17 protein-coding genes and 1 pseudogene are annotated in these 20,035 nt (G+C 71.1%); 14 read left to right on the top strand and 4 right to left on the bottom strand.

The features are described from left to right. Positions 1-32: 32 nt before the first annotated feature. Both ACLJPY_RS21930 and ACLJPY_RS21925 read left to right on the top strand, forming a co-directional pair. Positions 33-230: pseudogene (locus ACLJPY_RS21930) on the top strand (cold-shock protein); the annotation flags it as partial. 30 nt (positions 231-260) lie between these two features. Continuing rightward, positions 261-980 carry a cold-shock protein gene (locus tag ACLJPY_RS21925; RefSeq protein ID WP_410591258.1) on the top strand — a complete coding sequence of 240 codons (720 nt, stop codon included), beginning with the start codon at positions 261-263 and terminating at the stop codon, positions 978-980. A 124-nt stretch (positions 981-1,104) separates the two neighbouring features. On the opposite strand, the gene ACLJPY_RS21920 is transcribed toward ACLJPY_RS21925, so the two are convergent. Beyond that, positions 1,105-2,829, bottom strand: a complete 1,725-nt coding sequence (locus ACLJPY_RS21920; RefSeq protein ID WP_410591256.1) for a serine/threonine-protein kinase — start codon at positions 2,827-2,829, stop codon at positions 1,105-1,107. A 151-nt stretch (positions 2,830-2,980) separates the two neighbouring features. On the opposite strand from ACLJPY_RS21920, the gene ACLJPY_RS21915 reads away from it, so the two are divergent. The 6 genes from ACLJPY_RS21915 to ACLJPY_RS21890 all read left to right on the top strand — a co-directional run bounded on the left by ACLJPY_RS21915 (position 2,981) and on the right by ACLJPY_RS21890 (position 10,863). Next, positions 2,981-4,816, top strand: coding sequence for a methylmalonyl-CoA mutase family protein (locus tag ACLJPY_RS21915; RefSeq protein ID WP_410591032.1), 1,836 nt, complete (start codon positions 2,981-2,983; stop codon positions 4,814-4,816). Beyond that, a complete protein-coding gene (gene scpA / locus ACLJPY_RS21910; RefSeq protein WP_410591031.1) occupies positions 4,813-6,981 on the top strand; it encodes a methylmalonyl-CoA mutase in 2,169 nt (722 codons plus the stop codon). The genes ACLJPY_RS21915 and scpA overlap by 4 nt, the downstream gene beginning before the upstream one ends. A gap of 3 nt (positions 6,982-6,984) precedes the next feature. Beyond that, entirely contained in the window at positions 6,985-7,968 is a 984-nt protein-coding gene (meaB, locus tag ACLJPY_RS21905) for a methylmalonyl Co-A mutase-associated GTPase MeaB (RefSeq protein WP_410591030.1), read from the top strand. Positions 7,969-8,017: 49 nt separating this feature from the next. After that, the gene (locus ACLJPY_RS21900) at positions 8,018-8,326 is read left to right on the top strand and encodes a hypothetical protein (RefSeq protein WP_410591028.1); all 309 of its coding nucleotides are present in this window, start codon (positions 8,018-8,020) and stop codon (positions 8,324-8,326) included. Positions 8,327-8,522: 196 nt separating this feature from the next. Continuing rightward, entirely contained in the window at positions 8,523-9,824 is a 1,302-nt protein-coding gene (locus tag ACLJPY_RS21895; RefSeq protein WP_410591027.1) for an amidohydrolase, read from the top strand. 205 nt (positions 9,825-10,029) lie between these two features. Next, the gene (locus tag ACLJPY_RS21890) at positions 10,030-10,863 is read left to right on the top strand and encodes a DUF559 domain-containing protein (RefSeq protein ID WP_410591254.1); all 834 of its coding nucleotides are present in this window, start codon (positions 10,030-10,032) and stop codon (positions 10,861-10,863) included. A 64-nt stretch (positions 10,864-10,927) separates the two neighbouring features. Here ACLJPY_RS21890 and ACLJPY_RS21885 read toward each other — a convergent pair whose 3' ends face one another. Then, positions 10,928-11,380: a gamma-glutamylcyclotransferase gene (locus ACLJPY_RS21885; RefSeq protein WP_003083647.1), complete on the bottom strand. Its 453-nt coding sequence runs from the start codon at positions 11,378-11,380 to the stop codon at positions 10,928-10,930. A gap of 127 nt (positions 11,381-11,507) precedes the next feature. On the opposite strand from ACLJPY_RS21885, the gene ACLJPY_RS21880 reads away from it, so the two are divergent. From ACLJPY_RS21880 to ACLJPY_RS21860, 5 genes are all read left to right on the top strand, one after another. Beyond that, positions 11,508-12,908 (top strand): NAD(P)H-quinone dehydrogenase, encoded by a 1,401-nt coding sequence (locus tag ACLJPY_RS21880; protein WP_410591024.1) that lies wholly within the window; start codon positions 11,508-11,510, stop codon positions 12,906-12,908. A 72-nt stretch (positions 12,909-12,980) separates the two neighbouring features. Beyond that, positions 12,981-13,436 (top strand): hypothetical protein, encoded by a 456-nt coding sequence (locus tag ACLJPY_RS21875; RefSeq protein ID WP_410591022.1) that lies wholly within the window; start codon positions 12,981-12,983, stop codon positions 13,434-13,436. A 124-nt stretch (positions 13,437-13,560) separates the two neighbouring features. Then, positions 13,561-14,085, top strand: a complete 525-nt coding sequence (locus tag ACLJPY_RS21870) for a hypothetical protein (RefSeq protein ID WP_410591021.1) — start codon at positions 13,561-13,563, stop codon at positions 14,083-14,085. A gap of 63 nt (positions 14,086-14,148) precedes the next feature. Continuing rightward, entirely contained in the window at positions 14,149-14,799 is a 651-nt protein-coding gene (locus ACLJPY_RS21865) for a class F sortase (protein ID WP_410591019.1), read from the top strand. Between the two features lie 82 nt (positions 14,800-14,881). Next, positions 14,882-15,673 carry a VOC family protein gene (locus tag ACLJPY_RS21860; RefSeq protein ID WP_410591017.1) on the top strand — a complete coding sequence of 264 codons (792 nt, stop codon included), beginning with the start codon at positions 14,882-14,884 and terminating at the stop codon, positions 15,671-15,673. A 49-nt stretch (positions 15,674-15,722) separates the two neighbouring features. Here the strand turns inward: ACLJPY_RS21860 and glpK are convergent, their stop codons facing one another. After that, entirely contained in the window at positions 15,723-17,237 is a 1,515-nt protein-coding gene (gene glpK / locus ACLJPY_RS21855; RefSeq protein ID WP_410591015.1) for a glycerol kinase GlpK, read from the bottom strand. Between the two features lie 31 nt (positions 17,238-17,268). Then, on the bottom strand, positions 17,269-18,018 hold the full coding sequence (locus ACLJPY_RS21850) for an MIP/aquaporin family protein (RefSeq protein WP_410591013.1): 750 nt from the start codon (positions 18,016-18,018) through the stop codon (positions 17,269-17,271). 247 nt (positions 18,019-18,265) lie between these two features. Here ACLJPY_RS21850 and ACLJPY_RS21845 point away from each other — a divergent pair, with 247 nt between their 5' ends. Then, complete coding sequence (locus ACLJPY_RS21845) at positions 18,266-19,999, top strand: glycerol-3-phosphate dehydrogenase/oxidase (protein ID WP_410591012.1); 1,734 nt, start codon at positions 18,266-18,268, stop codon at positions 19,997-19,999. Positions 20,000-20,035 lie beyond the last annotated feature (36 nt).

Raw genomic sequence — 20,035 nt, 5'->3', positions numbered from 1 at the left:
CCAGTGCCCGCCCTCTCGACCTGGAGCCGTTGATGCCGCAAGGAACCGTCCGTTGGTTCGACGCCGAACGGGGTTTCGGCTTCCTCGCGCCCGAGGACGGCTCGCCGGACGTGTTCGTGCACGCCTCCGAGATCGTCGGGGACGGCGGCGGGAAAGTGCTCCGCGAGGGTCAGGCCGTCGTGTTCGAGGTCGGCGAGAACGACCGCGGGCCCCAGGCGCTGCGCGTTCGCGTCACCGCCGATGCGGCCACCGGCAGCGCCGTGGGCCTGCTCGGCACCATCAACTGGTACGAGCCGGGCAAGGGGTACGGCTTCGCGTCGCCGGACGGCGGCGGCGCCGACATCTTCGTGCACAGCTCCGCCATCGTGACCGGCGGCGTGGTCACCGAGGGGCAGCGGGTGGCCTTCCTGATCGTCGAAGGCGAGCGCGGCCCGCAGGCCGGGCACGTGATCCCGCTGGGAGCAGGGGCCGGCTCACCCGCTGCGGCCGGTGTCGCGGACGGTGCCGACGGCACGGTGGCCTGGTACGACGAGGACAAGGGCTTCGGCTTCATCAACCCCGACTCCGGCGCCGGGGACGTCTTCGTCCACGCCCGGGCCCTGGCCGAAGGGCTGACGTGGCTCGCGGAGGGCGACCGCGTCGCCTACGAGGTGGCCAGTGGAGACAAGGGCCCGCAGGCCCGCGACGTGCACCTGGTCCGGGGCGCCGAGCCCCAGACGGCGCCGCAGCGGCCGGCACCTGCCGCGGCCGCAGGGCCGGCGGCGCGGAACGTGCCCGTACGAGGCGGCGAGGGCGTCGTCGCGCGCTACGACGCCGACCGCGGCTTCGGCTTCATCACCCCGGACGCGGGCGGCGACGATCTCTTCGCCCACGCGTCCGTGATCGTGGGGTCGGAGCCGCTGCAGAAGGGTGACCGGGTCCGGTACATGGTGCGTCAGAGCGACCGGGGCCCGCAGGCCGACCGCATCGAACGCCTCTGAAGAGGCGGCCCCACCGATGGCTGATCACTGCTCGACGAGAGTGCTCGTTCATCCCCTGCCCAGGCTCGAGGACCAGGACCGGCAGGTTACGCAGTGACACACCCTTGAGTTCTGGGACCAGGTCTCAGTCCGAGACGCTCAGGGTGGGCGCGACGCGGTCGAAGACGTCCCGGCGGCCCGAGTTCTCCTGCTCGGCCGGCACCGTGACGGACAGGATCCACAGGCTGGTCCCCGCCTGGGTCAGGTTCACGAACGTCACCCGCGTGCCGCCGCTGCCGTCGCTTTCCGGCAGCGTGCCGCCCTCGGCCAGGCGGTACGTCAGCGTCGACCCCTTGCCGCCCGGCAGCGGGACCGGGCCGTCGAGCACGAACGCGTTGCCCGGGTAGGACCCCCTCAGCCAGGTGATGTACTCGCCGTCGTCGGGGTACTGGGCGAAGTACTTCGCCAGCCGTTCCACCCGCAGCGACCGGCGGCCGTCGGGGGAGACGTACTGGACCGCCGTGCTCGCCCCGAACTTCGTGGTCGTGTGCGGGGCGACGAACTTCTGCCAGCCCTCCGGCACCTGGAGGCCGAACTGCCCGCCGTTGCCGGTCACGTAGCTGGCGTCGCCGGACTGCTGCACCAGCGACGGCGGCGGCACCTCGGTCACGCCGTTCGACGTGCTCCGCGGAGCCGCGGCCGGCGGCAGCAGTGACTGGCCGCCGACCGCCCTGGCCAGCGCGAACCCGCCGCCCGCGGCGAGGAGGAAGAGCAGGATCGCCACCGCGACGAGCACGGCGGTGGCCGTGGAGCTGCGGCGGCCCACCCGCGGCGGCGGGACGAACACCGTCGGCGGGTCCGCGGCCGGCGGCGCGGTGGGCGGGCGCAGGAACGGCAGCGGGCCCGGGTCGGCGGCGAGCTCGCTGCTCGACGCCTCGGCCTTCTTCTCCGCCTTGGCCTTCTCCGGCAGGACGGTCTTGATCACCTGCGTGTCGGTCGCGTCCGGCTGCGCGGACGTCTTCTTGCCGTCCGGGGTGTGGAACAGCTGGGGCCCGAACAGGTCGAGCGGCGTCTTCGTCTGCAGCGGGTACAGCCGGTGCCGGACCTCGCGCAGGGTGATCCGCCGTCCGGGCTCCTTCTTCATCAGCGCGCCGATGACGTCGGCCAGCGGGCCCGCCGTCGGCTGCGGCACCTTCCCGTTGACGACCTTGCCGACCGTCTCCAGCGGGTCGCCGTCGGCGTCGTACGGCGGGGCGCCCTCGACCGCGGCGAACAGCGTCGCGCCGAGGCCCCACAGGTCCGCGGCCGGCGTGACGGCGCCGCCGGAGGCGACCTCCGGCGCGATGTAGGCGGGCGAGCCGAGCATGATCCCGGTGCGGGTCATGGTCGCCTCGGAGACGTTGCGGGCGATGCCGAAGTCGGTCAGCTTGATCCGGCCGTCGCTGGCCACCAGGACGTTGCCCGGCTTGACGTCCCGGTGGGTGATCCCGGCGGAGTGCGCGGCCTCCAGCGCGGACGCCACCGCGATGCCGACCGCGGCGGCCTGCCCGACGGTCAGCGGCCCGTGGTCGCGCAGGATGTGCGCCAGGCTGCGCGAGGGCAGCAGCTCCATGACCACGAACGGCTGGTCGTCCTCGCGGGCGACGTCGTGCAGGATGATGACGTTGGGGTGGGAGAGCACGGCGATCGCGCGCGCCTCGCGCAGCGTGCGCTCCCGCAGCTCGTCCGCCTGCGTCGCCGGGATGCCCGGCGGCACCTTCATCTCCTTGACGGCCACCTGCCGGTGCAGGAACTCGTCGTAGGCCGACCAGACGGTGCCCATCGACCCGGAGCCGAGCACCGAACGCAGCCGGTAGCGACCGGCGACCACTCGTGTCTCTTCGCTGGAGGGGGGCACGCGCCAATTGTGTCGTACGCGACCGGCCGTCTCGACGCAGCGTGCGCGTTCAGGCCCCCAACCCTGCCCCGGCGCGACCAGACTCACAGGTCGAGCGCGGCGAGTGCCTCTACCATCACAGGTTATGACTGAAGTGGCCGGTCCGGAATCAGTGCCGATCTCCGAACTCGACCTCGCGGCCGAGTTCCCCCAGGCGACCCGCGAGCAGTGGCAGGAGCTGGTCGCGGGCGTGCTGCGCAAGAGCGGGAAGCTGCCGGAGGACTTCGCGGGCGCCCCGGAGAGCAAGCTCGTCACGCGGACCTACGACGGCATCGAGATCCAGCCGCTGTACACCGCCGAGGACGTCCCCGGCGACATCGGCTTCCCCGGCCTGCCGCCGTACGTGCGCGGGTCGCGGCCGGACGGCCGGGTCGGCACCGGCTGGGACGTCCGGGCCCGGTTCACCGGTTCGGACGCGCGAGAGGTCAACAAGGCGATCCTGGCCGACCTCGAGGGCGGTGTGACGTCGATCTGGCTCTCGGTGCCGCCCCCGGCCCTGGCCGACGCGCTGAACGAGGTCTACCTCGACCTGGCGCCGGTCGTGCTCGACGCGGGTCCGTCGTACGAAGAGGCCGCTTCGGAGTTGCTGGCGCTGTTCGCCGAGCGCGAGATCCCGGCGAGCGAAGCCACCGCCGTGCTGGGCGCCGACCCGATCGGGCTGGCGGCCCGGTCCGGCTCCGCCGTCGCGCTGGAACCGGCGGCCGCGCTCGCCGCGCGTGTCGCCGGCAAGTACCCGAAGGTGCGCACGATCGTCGCGGACGGCCTGCCGTTCCACGAAGCGGGCGGGTCGGACGCGCAGGAGCTGGGCGCGCTCGTCGCGGCCGGCGTCACCTACCTGCGTGCGTTGACCGACGCCGGGCTCGACGCCGAGGCCGCGGCCGGGCAGCTGGAGTTCCGGCTGGCCGCGACCGCCGACCAGTTCTCCACCATCGCGAAGCTGCGCGCGGCGCGCCGCCTGTGGGCCCGCGTCGCCGAGGTCTGCGGCTTCACCTCGCCGATGCGCCAGCACGCCGTGACGTCGCCGTCGATGCTGACCCAGCGCGATCCCTGGGTGAACATGCTGCGCACGACCGTCGCCTGCTTCGGCGCGGGTGTCGGCGGCGCGGACGCGGTCACCGTGCTGCCGTTCGACGCCGCCATCGGCCGTCCCGACGCCTTCTCCGCGCGGATCGCCCGCAACACCCACGCCGTGCTGCTGGAGGAGTCCAAGCTGGCCGGCGTGGCCGACCCGGCGGGCGGCTCCTGGTACGTCGAAAAGCTCACCGACGACCTCGCGCACGCGGCCTGGGCCGAGTTCACCGCCATCGAGGGCGAGGGCGGCCTGGTGGCTTCGCTGGCCTCCGGCGCGCTCGCCGAGCGGCTCGCGTCGACGTGGGAGAAGCGTTCGAAGCGGATCGCCACCCGGCGTGACCCGCTCACCGGCGTCAGCGAGTTCCCGAACCTGGCCGAGAAGCCGGTGGTGCGGGAGCCGGTTTCGTCCACTGTGGAAGGTGGGCTGCCCCGGCACCGGTACGCCGAAGGCTTCGAGGCGCTTCGCGATGCTTCGGACGCCTACCTCGCTTCGCACGGCTCCCGGCCGAAGATCTTCCTCGCGACCCTCGGCCCGGTCGCCGCGCACACCGCGCGCGCCGGGTTCGCCGCCAACCTGTTCCAGGCGGGCGGGATCGAAGCCGTCAACCCGGGCGCGACCGACGACCTGCCCGGCGCGTTCCGGGCGTCCGGCGCGAAGATCGCCTGCCTCTGCGGCACCGACGACGCCTACGCGGCCCAAGCGGCCGACGTCGCCGCGTCCCTGGGCGCCGAGTACGTCCTGCTCGCGGGCAAGGGAACCTACGACGGCGTGGACGGCAACGTCTTCGCCGGCTGCGACGCCCTGGAAGTCCTCAACGGCCTGCACGCCAAGCTGGGAGTCACGCGATGAGCATCCCGAACTTCGCCGGTCTCGACCTCGGCACGCCGGCGCCGGGCGACCGCGACGCGTGGGCGCGCGCGGTGGAGGACGCCACCGGAAAGGGCCCGGACGCCCTGGCCTGGGAGACGCCCGAGGGCATCGGCGTCAAACCGGTCTACACCGCCGCCGACCTGTCCGATGTGGACTTCCTCGGCACGTACCCCGGCATCGCTCCCTTCCTGCGCGGGCCGTACCCGACGATGTACGTCAACCAGCCGTGGACCATCCGCCAGTACGCCGGGTTCTCCACCGCCGAGGAATCCAACGCCTTTTACCGGCGCAACCTCGCCGCCGGCCAGAAGGGCCTCTCGGTCGCCTTCGACCTGGCCACCCACCGCGGCTACGACTCCGACCACCCGCGCGTGTCGGGTGACGTCGGCATGGCGGGCGTCGCCATCGACTCCATCTACGACATGCGCCAGCTCTTCGACGGCATCCCGCTGGACAAGATGTCGGTGTCCATGACGATGAACGGCGCGGTGCTGCCGGTGCTGGCGCTCTACGTCGTCGCGGCCGAGGAACAGGGGGTGAAGCCGGAGCAGCTCGCGGGGACCATCCAGAACGACATCCTCAAGGAGTTCATGGTCCGCAACACCTACATCTACCCGCCGCAGCCGTCGATGCGGATCATCTCCGACATCTTCGCCTTCACTTCGCAGCACATGCCGAAGTACAACTCGATCTCCATCTCCGGCTACCACATGCAGGAAGCCGGCGCGACGGCCGACCTGGAGCTGGCGTACACGCTGGCCGACGGCGTCGAGTACATCCGATCGGGGGTCGACGCGGGGCTCAGCGTCGACAAGTTCGCGCCGCGGCTGTCGTTCTTCTGGGCCATCGGCATGAACTTCTTCATGGAGGTCGCGAAGCTGCGCGCGGCGCGCCTGCTGTGGGCGAAGCTCGTGAAGGGCTTCAACCCGCAGTCGTCGAAGTCGCTTTCGCTGCGTACGCACTCTCAGACGTCCGGCTGGTCGCTGACCGCGCAGGACGTCTACAACAACGTCGTCCGGACCTGTGTCGAGGCGATGGCCGCGACCCAGGGCCACACGCAGTCGCTGCACACGAACGCGTTGGACGAGGCTTTGGCGCTCCCGACGGACTTCTCCGCGCGGATCGCCCGCAACACGCAGCTGCTGCTGCAGCAGGAGTCCGGCACCACGCGCGTGATCGACCCGTGGGGTGGGTCTGCTTTCGTCGAGAAGCTGACCTACGACCTCGCGCGCAAGGCGTGGGGGCACATCAGCGAGGTCGAGCAGGCCGGCGGCATGGCCAAGGCGATCGACGCGGGCATCCCGAAGCTGCGCATCGAGGAGGCCGCCGCGCGCACGCAGGCGCGGATCGACTCCGGGCGGCAGCCGGTGATCGGCGTGAACAAATACCAGGTCACCGACGACATCGACATCGACGTGTTGAAAGTGGACAACGCCGGTGTCCGCGCGCAGCAGCTGGAGAAGCTGCGGCGGCTGCGGTCCGAACGCGACTCCGCCACGACGGAAGACGCGCTGCGGCGGCTCACCGAGGGCGCCCAGCAGGGCGGCAACCTGCTGGAACTGGCCATCGACGCGGCTCGCGCGAAGGCGACCGTCGGCGAGATCTCCGACGCGCTCGAGAAGATCTGGGGCCGGCACTCCGGCCAGATCCGGACGATTTCGGGTGTCTACCGCGAGGAGGTGGGGAAGACGCAGAACGTCGAGAAGGCCCGTCAGCTGGTCGACGAGTTCGCCGCGGAGGAGGGCCGCCGTCCCCGGATCCTCGTCGCGAAGATGGGCCAGGACGGCCACGACCGCGGCCAGAAGGTGATCGCCACCGGCTTCGCCGACCTCGGCTTCGACGTCGACGTCGGCCCGCTGTTCTCCACCCCGGCCGAGGTCGCGCGGCAGGCGATCGAGGCGGACGTGCACGTCGTCGGCGTCTCGTCGCTGGCCGCCGGGCACCTCTCGCTCGTGCCCGCGCTGCGGCACGAGCTGGCCGAGCTGGGCCGCGAGGACATCATGGTCGTCGTCGGCGGGGTCATCCCGCCGCAGGACTACCCGGCGCTGCGCGAGGCCGGCGCGGCCGCGATCTTCGGGCCGGGCACGGTGCTCGCGGACGCGGCCATCGACCTGCTCGGCCAGCTGTCGGCGCAGGAGTCCTGACCGTTGCCGCGGAAGATCGACGTCACCGCCTACGCCAAGGGCGTCCTGGCGGGTGACCGCGGAACGCTGTCGAAGGCGATCACGCTGGTCGAGTCGCAACGGGACGACCACCGGGCGCTGGCGCAGGAGCTGCTCGTCGAGCTGCTGCCCGCGGCCGGCGGGGCACAGCGCGTCGGCATCACCGGTGTGCCCGGGGTCGGCAAGTCGACATTCATCGACCAGCTGGGCACCGACCTGACCGCGGCCGGGCACCGGGTGGCCGTGCTGGCCGTCGACCCGTCGTCGACGCGGACCGGCGGGTCGATCCTCGGCGACAAGACCCGGATGGCGCGGCTGGCGGTCGACGAGCGGGCGTTCATCCGGCCGTCGCCGACGTCGGGGACCTTGGGCGGGGTCGCGCGGGCGACCCGCGAGACGATCGTCCTGATGGAAGCGGCCGGCTACGACATCGTGCTGGTCGAGACGGTCGGGGTCGGACAGTCCGAAGTGACCGTGGCGAACATGGTCGACTGCTTCCTGTTCCTGACGCTGGCCCGCACCGGCGACCAGCTCCAGGGCATCAAGAAGGGCGTGCTGGAGCTCGCCGACGTCATCGCCGTCAACAAGGCCGACGGCGACCACGAACGGGACGCCAAGCGGGCGGCCCGTGAGCTGGCGGGCGCGCTGCGGATGATCTACGGGCCCGAGGCGTCGTGGACGCCCCCGGTGCTGACCTGCAGCGGCCTGCACAACCTGCGGCTCGACGAGGTCTGGGGCGCGATCGAGCAGCACCGCGACACGCTCACGGCGTCCGGCGAACTCGACGCCCGGCGGCGGCAGCAGCAGGTCGACTGGACCTGGGCGATGGTCCGCGAACAGCTGCTGGGTCGGCTGGCGGCGCATCCGGACGTGCGAACGGTCGTTCCCGACGTCGAACGGGCGGTGCGGGACGGTGAACTGACGGCTACCCTCGGTGCTCAGCGGATCCTCGACGCGTTCAGTGGCTGACGCGCGAGCCGTCCGCGGGCAGAATGCCTGGTCGTGGCGAAGGGATGACATGGCGAAACTGCGGGGTCTGGTCCTGGTCGGGCTGCTCGGTGCGGTGCTGTTCACCGCGTCACCGGCACTGGCGCTCGCCGCGCCCGCTCGGCCGGCTGTCGTCACGGTGAGCGTGGCGCAGGCACCGCTCGGGCTGCGCCCGGCGGAGACCCAGCCGCCGGGGCCGGTCCTCGACCCGGCCCAGACGGACAAGGCGAACAGCGAGAAGACCAGGAACAAGCTGATCGCGGGCCTGCTCGCGGTCGTCCTGCTCGCCATCGTGATCTGGGGGCGCAAGATCCGTTCGAAGCGGGCCAAGGGGTCCTGAGGCCTTCGGCTTTGCCGAACTGAGTTCGCCGTTCAACGCAGATCCGGTACCGGCCGTCTCGGATGGCCGTTTTCGAGGCGCGGCTTGCCGCCTGCATGGTGCACGATCGTCTGCAAATGCGTACGACAGATCGATCGGCACGAAGCGTGACCCCAGCCGCTGCGCGGGTTACCCGTGTTGCGGGAGGAGGTGCGGCGTGACGGTGTTGGACTCACGACCGGACGTTCCAGGCGACCCCCATGGGCGCATCATCAACCCCATGGAGGGGTCCGAGGCGCTCATTTCCGAGGCCGGCGTAAGCATGGCTCCCGTGGAGGACCTTGGTGCGGGCCGCGGCCCGTTCTGGCTGGACGACTGGCTGCGCGCCAACGCCACCGACGTGCTGGCCTGGCGGCGGCACATCCACGCGCACCCCGAGCTGTCACGGCACGAGTTCGCGACCACGGAACTGGTCGTCACGCTGCTGCGTTCGGTCGGGCTGAAGCCGTGGGTGCTGCCGGGCGGCACCGGCGTCGTCTGCGACATCGGCAGTGGTGAGCGGTGCGTGGCGCTGCGGGCGGACATGGACGCGCTGCCGCTGACGGAGGCGACCGGCCTGCCCTACGCGTCGACGACCGAGGGCGCGGCGCACATGTGCGGCCACGACGCCCACACGGCGATCCTGCTCGGCGCGGCCCGGGCGCTGGCCGGCGCCCCCGAGCTGCCCGGCCGCGTCCGGCTGATCTTCCAGCCGGCCGAGGAGGTCATGCCCGGCGGCGCGCTGGACATGATCGCGGCGGGCGCGCTGGACGGCGTCGAGCGCATCTACGGCCTGCACGTCGACCCGCGGCTCGAGGTGGGCCTGGTCGGGATGCGCGTGGGCGCGTTGACGTCGGCCGCGGACCTGATCGAGCTGCGCCTGACGTCGCCGGGCGGCCACACGTCCCGGCCGCACCTGACGGCCGACCTGGTGCACGCACTGGGCACGGTGATCACGTCCCTGCCGGCGGTGCTCTCCCGCCGCGTCGACCCTCGGTCCGGCACCGTCCTGGTGTGGGGCGCGGTCCACGCGGGCCAGGCGGCCAACGCGGTGCCCCAGGACGGCGTCCTGCGCGGCACGCTGCGCACGGCCGACCACGAGGTCTGGACGGCCCTGGAGCCCCTGGTGGCGGCGTCGGTGGAGTCCCTGCTGGCCCCGACCGGCGTGGGTTTCCAGCTGGACTACCGCCGAGGCGTCCCGCCGGTGGTCTCCGACCCGGAGTCGACGGCCCTGATGCGCGCCGGCGTCGAGGCAGCGCTGGGCGAGGGCGCGGTGGCCCAGACGGAGCAGTCATCCGGCGGCGAGGACTTCGGCTGGTACCTGGAGCACGTCCAGGGAGCCTTCGCCCGCCTCGGCGTCTGGCCCGGCCCCCCGGCCCCCCAGTCGGACATCCACCGCCCGACGTTCCTCCTCGACGAGCGCGCCCTCCTCTGCGGAGTCCGAACCCTGGTCCACACAGCCCTAACCACCCTCGCCTAACGAGTTCCGGCTCCAATCACGCGAGTCCCGTCCCCAATCACGCGAGTCCCGAGTTTCGTACCCAAGCTATCCACAGGCTGAGCGAGTTATCCACAGTCCGAGGATGAGGCCCTTCCGCTCACCGCCGGAGGGCCTCATCCTCGAAGGTGTGATCACTTGGGGAGGACAACACGGAGCCGTCTCGCGTCGCGAAGCTGATGCAGTTTTGGGACGGCGAGCAGTGCTCGAAGGGCTCAGGACGGGTGTGCTCGCACAGCCTTGGCGCGGAGCGGTCATCCACGCGGCAGACGCGCTGAATCTCCCGACGCTCGCTCAGGCCGCGCTGATCGTGGTCGGTCCACCGGCGGCTTTGTCGGGAGCTACTTCCCTTGCGCTGCATGGGATTTCGGCTGCTCATGAGCCGACGGTGCACTTGACCGTGCCCTACGACCGGCGCGTCGAGTCAAGGTCGGGATTGATCGTCCACCGGGCCGAATTCACCGAGTTCGATGTCGTCGAAGTCGACGGGTTGGCGGTGTTTTCCCTCGATCTCGCCCTCGCCGATTTCCTCTGTGACGGGGACAAGCGAACAGCGTTCGCCGCCCTCGACGAGGCCATGCGGGGTCTGTCCTCTGACCACTGCCTGAAGCTCCGCGAGAACGTCCGTGACCGCCTCCTGGACCGTAGAAGCAAGCGAGGTATCCACAGGGCGCACATGCTCCTGGCGCTCGCTACCGGGAGGGCCGAATCGCCGCCCGAAAGCGTCCTGCGGCTGATCGTGGTCGAAGCCGGGTTGCCGGTGCCGGAGGCGCAGTACGAGATCACCACCATCGACGGTCGCCACCTGTACGTGCTCGACATGGCTTGGCCGGAGCTGCGCATCGCGCTGGAGTACGACGGCTTCGCGGCTCACGAGGAGCGGAGTGACCGTGATGCCGAGCGAGACCAGCGGTTGGCCGGCCGAGGATGGGTCACCATCCGGGCGACGGCGGCGGACCTCCGGGACCCGAGCCGGGTGCTGGCCGAACTCCGGACCCACTTCAAGCGACGAGCGGCGTGACTCGCGTGATCAGGGCCGTCATCCGCGTGATTGGAGACGGAACTCGCGTGATTGGAGCCGGAAGTCAGCCGGTTATGCCGGAGCAGGGGCGGGTTCGGAGGTCGTCGACGTAGTCGGCGGGGGCGCCGGCTGTCTCGGCGGCGTCCGCCAGGACGCCGAGGTAGCGGGCGGACGGGAGGCCGCCTTCGTAGGCGTCCAGGACGTACAGCCAGGCCAGGACCGAGCCGTCCATCGTCTGGACGCGAAGGCGGATCTTCGAGTGGATGCCCAGCTCGCCGCCTTCCCAGCGGTCCAGGCCGTCCTCGTCCAGCGGGGTCACGTCGTAGAGGACGACGAACACCCGTGAGCCGGGGTCCTCGACGATCGTGGCCAGGGCACCTTCCCACCCCAGGTCCTCGCCGCCGAAGGTCAGGCGCCAGCCCTCCAACCAGCCGGTGCCGGCCATCGGAGAGTGCGGCGCGCGCTCCAGCATCTGGGCGGGCTCCATGTTGGATCCGTACGCGGCATACAACGGCACGCCGACAGCGTAGCGACACCTCCCTCACCCGAGTGGACGCACTCGCCGTGTTCGCCCACTTCAGTGTCCGGACACCTTCGCCGCGTACGGTGAGAGCACCGCACGCACTGCCTTGAGGAGGACCCAGGTGACCAGGATCGTGATCATGGGCGGGGGCCCGGCCGGCTACGAGGCGGCGCTGGTCGCGGCCCAGCACGGAGCCGACGTCACGATCGTCGAGCGGGACGGCCTGGGTGGCGCCTGCGTCCTCTACGACTGCGTTCCCTCGAAGACGTTCATCGCGAGCTCCGGCGCGCTGGCGAAGATGCACGACCTCGGCGAGCTCGGCATCAACACCGACCTGGCCGACACCAGCATCGACCTCCCGACCGTCCACGGCCGGGTGAAGGGCCTCGCGCTCGCCCAGTCCGCCGACATCCGCGCCCGCGTCCAGCGCGAAGGCGTCCGCGTCATCGCCGGCGAGGCCCGCTTCTGCGACGAAGAGCCCGGCCTGGCGACCCACAAGGTGGCCGTCACGACGAAGGACGGCACCGAGAAGCTGCCGGCCGACGTCGTCCTCATCGCCACCGGCGCCACCCCGCGCGTGCTGCCCGGCGCGGTGCCCGACGGCGAGCGCATCCTCGACTGGCGCCAGCTCTACGAGCTCCAGGAGCTCCCGGAGCACCTCGCCGTGATCGGCTCGGGCGTCACCGGCGCCGAGTTCGCCTCCGCCTACACCGAGATGGGCGTCAAGGTCACCGTCGTCTCCAGCCGCGACCGCGTCCTGCCGCACGAGGACGCCGACGCCGCCGCGGTGCTCGAAGAGGTCTTCTCCCAGCGCGGCACCACCGTCGCGAAGCAAGCCCGCGCCGACCGCGTCGAGCGCACCGAAAAGGGCGTCAAGATCCACCTCGCCGACGGCCGCGTGATCGAAGCCAGCCACGCGCTGATGACCGTCGGCTCGGTCCCCAACACGAAGGACATCGGCCTCGACAAGGTCGGCATCGAGCTCGGCCCCGGAGGGTTCATCACCGTCGACCGCGTTTCGCGCACCTCCGTTCCCGGGATCTACGCCGCCGGCGACTGCACCGGCGTGCTGATGCTGGCCTCGGTGGCGAGCATGCAGGGCCGCATCGCGATGTGGCACGCGCTGGGCGAAGGCGTCGCGCCGATCAAGCTCAAGACCGTCGCCGCCAACGTGTTCACCCACCCGGAGATCGCCACCGTCGGCATCAGCCAGCAGGCGATCGACTCCGGCGAGGTGCCCGCGCGCACCATCATGCTGCCCCTGGCCACCAACGCGCGCGCGAAGATGGAGGGCCTCCGCCGAGGCTTCGTGAAGCTGTTCTGCCGCCCCGCCACCGGCGTGGTCGTCGGTGGAGTCGTCGTGGCGCCGCAGGCGAGCGAGCTCATCCTTCCCATCGCGCTCGCCGTCCAGAACCAGCTCACAGTGGACCACCTGGCACTGACATTTTCGGTCTACCCGTCGCTGTCGGGCTCGATCACCGAGGCCGGGCGCCAGCTCATGCGCCACGACGATCTCGACTGATCCCGTACGCAACCCGTCGCGCCCCGTCGCGTCTTGTCGGTTGTACGGCTGAAGGACGCGAAGGGTGTGAAGGTGCGCAAGACGGTGTTTTTCGTTGCGGCAGCGGTGTTCGGGGCGACGGCGCTGACGGGACCGGCGATGGCGCAGAGCACCAGCCCGAGCCCGGCGCCGGCCGCCGCCGCGGGCAAGGTCCAGCTCAACGTGAACACCGCGATCAACCAGACGCTGGTGGACAAGTACGTCCGCGACGCGCCGAACGTCGCGCTCGCGAAGTGCGAAGGCCCTTCGCCGGCGTTCTCCTCGCCCGTGCTCACCTTCGCCAACTACACCCCCGGCCCCTTCATGGGCGCCGAGGCCAACATCAGCGCCGACGCCGAGCTGAAGCCCGGCACCGCGGCGGGGACGTACCCGCTGACCGTGACGTGCGGCGGCCAGACCTACACCACGCAGTTCACCGTGCCCGCCGCCCAGGTCGCGAAGGTGCCCTCCGGCGCCGCGAAGGCCGGCGACGGCAGCATGGCCGGCTGAATTTCCTGAAACCGCCACGACCACCCCGCGAGTCACACTCCGGGGTGGTTTTTTCGTGCCCGGGACAACCTCGCCGCAGGTAGAGCGTCTTTCCCAGCAGAACTCCCCGGGGGAGGGAAAAGGGATGGAAATGCAAAAGTTCCTGGCCGTCGCCGCCGTTTCGGGTGGATTGCTGCTGTCCGCTCCGGCCGCTTTCGCCGCGACGCCGGCCGGGCACGCCGGGAACCCGAAGGCCTACCTGCGCGTCATGCCGACCGCGGCCCGCCCGGGCGCGAAGGTGCAGATCCGGCTCGGCTGCGAAGCGGCGAGCACGCGCGACCTGGCGTCCCCGGTCCTCGAGATCGGGGCGCTGCGGCGCGTCGGTCCGCAGAACGACCCGGCCAAGGCGCCCGCCGCGGCCGCGTCGGCGACCGTGCAGGCCGCGAAGCCCGGCGTCTACCAGGTCGCGTTCTCCTGTGGCGGCGCGGAACTGACCGCGAAGTTCACCGTCCTGGGTGAACGCCGTCAGGTGGCGAAGGTACCGTCGGGTGCGCCGCAGACCGGTGGTGGCCCGGCCGGCCACGGCCCGCTCGCCGCGGCGGGTGCCATGGGCGTGCTGGCGGTCGGCGGCGGCGGTCTCGTGCTGGTCCGGCGGTCCCGGCGGCGCTGACCGCGGCCCGGCTCGACCGTCCGAATCACTCGGACGTGTGACCGGCGAGGGACGGGGGAGAGCATGAGCACGAGGACCACGGGCGGCCGGCGCGGCTTCGTGATCGTTCTCGTCGTCGCCCTGCTGGCTGCCCTGGTGGTGCTGGTCCTGACCCTCGCCGACGGCGACTCGGACACCGCCCAGCCGGCGCCCGCCCCGCCCGTTGCCGCGGTCCCCGCGGCGCCCCAGGCGCGCAGCGCAGACGCCGCTGCGGCGCTGCCCAGGTCCGAGCCCGTTTCGATCGACATCCCGAAGCTCGGCGCGCACTCGTCGCTGATCCCGCTGGGGCTCAACCCGGACAACACCGTCGAGGTGCCGCCGGTGACCACGCCCCTGCAGGCCGGCTGGTACACCTACGCGCCGACGCCGGGCGAGACCGGACCGGCCGTCGTGCTCGGGCACGTCGACGGCAACCACCAGAAGGGGATCTTCTTCCGCCTCAAGGAGCTGGCCGCCGGCGACCGGGTTTCGATCGCCCGCAAGGACGGCACCACGGCGGTGTTCGAAGTGACGAAGGTGCACCAGGTGCCGAAGAAGGACTTCGAGGGTGAAGGCGTCTACGACGACACGGCCGGCCCGGAGCTGCGGCTGATCACCTGCGGCGGCGTCTTCGACCGGAGCGCGCACAACTACGTCGACAACATCGTCGTGTACGCCCGGCTGGTCCAGGCCTGATTTTCGGTTTTTGTCGGTGCCCGGTGCCACACTGTGCCGGTCGTCACCAGAGGCGGCGCAGACGAGGGTTGGGAGAGTCGGCATGGTGTTCCGGGACGAAAGATGGCCCGAAGGTACGCCCGGCTGGGTGGATCTGATGGTGCCCGACCAGGCGAAGGCGATCGCCTTCTACGGCAGCCTGTTCGGCTGGGACGTGCAGCGGGGCGGTGAGGACACCGGCTTCTACGGCATGGCGGAGCTGCGGGGACGCCCGGTCGCGGGCATCGGGCAGACGCCACCGGGCCAGGACATCCCGGCGTTCTGGACGACGTACCTCGCGGTGTCCGATGTGGACCGCACGGCCGCGGCGATCACCGAGGCGGGCGGGCAGATCGTCGTGCCGGTGATGGAGGTGCTGAAGGAGGGCCGGATGGCCGTCGCGGAGGATCCGGCGGGCGCGGTGTTCGGCCTGTGGGAGGCCGGCCACCACATCGGCACGCAGGTCACCGCGGCGCCGGGCACCGTGGCCTGGAACGAGTGCATGAGCCGGGACTTCGCGGCGGCGAAACCGTTCTACGAGGAGGTCTTCGGCTACGGCTTCCAGGACATCTCCAGCGACAGCTTCACGTACGCGGTCCTGCTGCTCGACGGGCGTCCGATCGGCGGCCTCGGCGCGGCGCCACCGGAGGTGCCGTCGCACTGGTCGGCCTACTTCTGGGTGGCGGACGTCGAGGCGAGCGCCGCCAGGGTCGCCGAGCTCGGCGGCGCGGTGGAAGGGAAACCGTTCGACTCGCCGTACGGACGGCAGCTGCGCGTCACCGACGACCAGGGCGTGCCGTTCGTGCTCATCGCGCCGAACGAGCAGTCGGGCGAGCCGGAGGGCTGGGAAGTGTGAAGCGGGCGGGCCGGGAGCGCCACCGGGCGGCACCCCCGGCCCCGGCCGGTCAGTCCTCTTCGGAGACCCAGTCGAAGGTCTTCGTGACGGCCTTCTTCCAGTTGCGGTACTCGCGCTCGCGGCGGGCGTCGTCCATCGCCGGGTCCCACTGCTTGTCCTGGGCCCAGTTGGTGCGGATGTCGTCCTCGGACTTCCAGAACCCGACGGCGAGGCCGGCGGCGTAGGCGGCACCCAGCGCGGTGGTCTCGTTGACCACCGGGCGGATCACCGGCACGCCGAGGATGTCGGCCTGGAACTGCATGAGCAGCTCGTTGACGACCATGCCGCCGTCGACCTTGAGCGACTTGAGCGGAACCCCGGAGTCGGCGTTCATCGCGTCGATGACCTCGCGCGACTGGAAGGCGGTGGCCTCCAGCACCGCGCGGGCGAGGTGGCCCTTGTTGACGAACCGGGTGAGCCCGACGATCGCGCCGCGAGCGTCGGATCGCCAGTAAGGAGCGAACAGACCCGAAAACGCCGGGACGAAGTACGCGCCGCCGTTGTCCTCGACGCTGCGCGCGTGTTCCTCGATCTCGGCCGCGGTCGTGATCATGCCGAGGTTGTCGCGCAGCCACTGCACCAGCGAACCGGTGACGGCGATGGAGCCTTCCAGCGCGTAGACCGTGTCGTTCGAGCCGATCTTGTAGCAGACCGTGGTCAGCAGCCCGTTCTGCGACATCACCTTCTCGGTGCCGGTGTTGAGCAGCATGAAGTTGCCGGTGCCGTAGGTGTTCTTGGCCTCGCCGGGCGAGAGGCAGGCCTGGCCGAACGTCGCGGCCTGCTGGTCGCCCAGGATGCCCGCGATCGGGACGCCGGCCAGCGCGCCCTTCTCGCGGACCTTCCCGTACTCCTCGGACGAGGAGCGGATCTCCGGCAGCATCGAAAGGGGGATGCCCATTTCGCCGGCGATCTCGGCGTCCCACTGCAGGGTGTCGAGGTCCATCAGCATGGTGCGGGAGGCGTTGGTCGGGTCGGTGACGTGCACGCCGCCGTCGGCCCCGCCGGTCATGTTCCACAGCACCCAGGTGTCCATGTTGCCGAAGATCAGGTCACCGGCCTCGGCCTTCTCGCGCGCGCCCTCGACGTTGTCCAGGATCCACTTGACCTTGGGCCCGGAGAAGTAGGTCGCGAGCGGGAGGCCGACCTTGTCGCGGTAGCGCTCCTGGCCGCCGCCGAGGTTGCCGAGCTCGGTGACGATCCGGTCGGTGCGGGTGTCCTGCCAGACGATCGCGTTGTACACCGGCTTGCCGGTCGTCTTGTCCCAGACGAGCGCGGTCTCGCGCTGGTTGGTGATGCCGACGGCGACGATGTCCTTCGCCGTGAGGTCGGCCTTGGCCAGTGCCCCCGCGGCGACCCGGCGCGTGTTCTCCCAGATCTCCTCGGCGTTGTGCTCGACCCAGCCCGCGCGGGGGAAGATCTGCTCGTGCTCGCGCTGGTCGACCGAGACGACGCGGCCTTCGTGGTTGAAGATCATGCACCGGGTGGACGTGGTGCCCTGGTCGATCGCGGCTACGTACGAAGTCATGTGTGCTCCCGGAAATCCGTCGAACGGGCGATCAGGTCAGGTTGTGGACGGCGAGGTACAGCAGGGCGGCGAGGGCGCCGCCGACGAGCGGGCCGACGACCGGGATCCACGAGTAACCCCAGTTGGCGTTGCCCTTGTTGCGGATCGGCATCAGGAACGCGTAGGCGATCCGGGGGCCGAGGTCACGCGCCGGGTTGATGGCGTACCCGGTCGGGCCACCGAGCGAGGTGCCGATCACGAGGACGACGAACGAGACGCCCGCGTAGCCCAGCGCGGAGTTGCCGAAGTTCGGCGTCCCGCCGTCCCCGGCGGCGTAGGTCGGGCTGAGCAGGATCCACGCGACCAGCACGAAGGTGCCGATGATCTCGGTGACGAGGTTCCACGCGATGTTGGGGATCTGCGGGCCGGTGGAGAAGATGCCGAGGGTGTTCTCGGGCTCGGGGTGGTCGTCGAACTGCAGTTTGTAGGTGGCCCAGCAGAGCATGGCGCCGATGATCGCGCCGGCGAACTGGCCGATGAAGTAGAGGGGGACGTCGGCCCACGGGGTCTTGTCGGCGATGGCGAGGCCCAGCGTCACCGCCGGGTTGAGGTGCGCCCCGCTGGGCGCGGCGATGCTGGCGCCGGTGAAGACGGCGAACGCCCAGCCGAAGTTGATGAACAGCATGCCGCCGTTGTTGCCGTTGGTCTTCCGGAGGACGTGGTTCGCGACCACACCGTTGCCGAGCAGGATCAGGGCGGCCGTTCCCAATAGTTCCCAGACGATTATTGCCCCAGCACTCACCGCTGCACCTCCACACTGGACAATCTGCGCAGGGTCGATCACGGCGTGCCACGGCTCCGTTGCCGACCCACGTCCGCGCGACGTTACCGGGGCGTAGAAGCTACTTCCAAGCACCGGAGAGCGGAATTCTTTCAAGATCCCGGCCAAGATCGCGGAGGGTTACGCCACAAGTGTCATCCGTGGACGGGCGGATGATCACCGGGTCGTGCGATGCTGGAAGCCTCGCCGGCACGAGGAGGAATGTCACGTGGCTCAGCACGCAGCGGAGACGAACCCGGCTCGACTGGGCCCGGTCAAGCGGGAAGAGACGTGGCAGCGGCTCGGCAAGGAGACGTTCGACCTCGTCGTCATCGGCGGCGGCGTGGTCGGGGCCGGCACGGCGCTGGACGCCGCGACGCGCGGGCTGCGGGTCGCGCTCGTCGAGGCCCGCGACCTCGCCTCCGGGACGTCGAGCCGCTCGAGCAAGCTGTTCCACGGCGGCCTGCGCTACCTCGAGCAGCTCGAGTTCGGCCTGGTCCGGGAGGCGCTGCGCGAGCGCGAGCTGATGCTGACGACGATCGCGCCGCACCTGGTGAAGCCGGTCAGCTTCCTCTACCCGCTGACGCACCGCGTGTGGGAGCGGCCGTACACCGCGGCGGGCCTGCTGATGTACGACACGATGGGCGGCGCCCGCAGCGTCCCGGGGCAGAAGCACCTCACCCGCGCGGGTGCGCTGCGGATGGTGCCTGCCCTCAAGCGGTCGGCGCTCATCGGCGGCATCCGCTACTACGACGCGCAGTCCGACGACGCCCGCCACACCATGACGGTGGCGCGCACGGCGGCGCACTACGGCGCGGTCGTGCGGACGTCGACCCAGGTCGTCGGCTTCCTGCGCGAGGCCGACCGGGTGTCCGGCGTGCGCGTGCGCGACGTCGAGGACGGCCGCGAAACGGAGATCTCGGCGGCCGCGGTGATCAACTGCACCGGCGTCTGGACCGACGAGCTGCAGCGGCTGTCCGGCGGCCGCGGCCGGTTCCGGGTGCGCGCGAGCAAGGGCGTGCACATCGTCGTCCCGCGCGACCGGATCGTGTCGGAATCGGGGATGATCCTGCGCACCGAAAAGTCGGTGCTGTTCGTGATCCCGTGGCGCAACCACTGGATCGTCGGCACGACGGACACGGACTGGGAACTCGACCTGGCCCACCCGGCGGCGACGAAGCACGACATCGACTACATCCTCGAGCACGTCAACACGGTCCTGGCGACGCCGCTGACGCACGACGACATCGAAGGCGTGTACGCCGGCCTTCGCCCGCTGCTGGCGGGGGAGAGCGAAGAGACGTCGAAGCTGTCCCGCGAGCACGCGGTGGCCCGCGTGGCGCCGGGCCTGGTGGCGATCGCGGGCGGCAAGTACACGACGTACCGGGTGATGGCGGCGGACGCGGTCGACGCGGCGGCGGTGGACCTGCCGGGCCGGTCCCAGCCGTCGATCACGGACAAGGTCCCCCTGCTGGGCGCGGACGGCTACCACGCGCTGGTCAACCAGGCCGACCACCTGGCGGCGGAGCACGGGCTGCACCCGTACCGGGTGCGGCACCTCCTGGACCGCTACGGCTCGCTCGTCCACGAGGTCCTCGCCGCGGCCGAGGGCCGTCCGGAACTGCTGAAGCCGATCGAGCACGCCCCGGACTACCTGGGGGTTGAGGTGGTGTACGCGGCTTCGCACGAGGGCGCGCTGCACCTGGAGGACGTCCTGGCCCGCCGGACGCGCATCTCGATCGAGTACGCGCACCGGGGCGTGGACTGCGCTTCGCAGGTGGCCACTCTGGTGGGTGAAGTTCTGGGCTGGTCACCCGAAACGGTGAAACACGAGATCGAGGTCTACCGGGCGCGGGTGGAGGCGGAACGCAAGTCCCAGTCCGAGCCGAGCGACGAAGCGGCGGACGCGCTGAGGTCGGCGGCCCCGGAGGCCCGGGCGGGCATCGTGGAGCCGGTGAGCTGAGCGGGTCCCGTGGGGTTGTCCACAGGGTGACCGACT

Source organism: Amycolatopsis sp. lyj-23, assembly GCF_046549135.1.
In the GTDB taxonomy this organism is placed as follows: domain Bacteria; phylum Actinomycetota; class Actinomycetes; order Mycobacteriales; family Pseudonocardiaceae; genus Amycolatopsis.
This window is presented reverse-complemented; position numbering and strand designations above follow the sequence as displayed.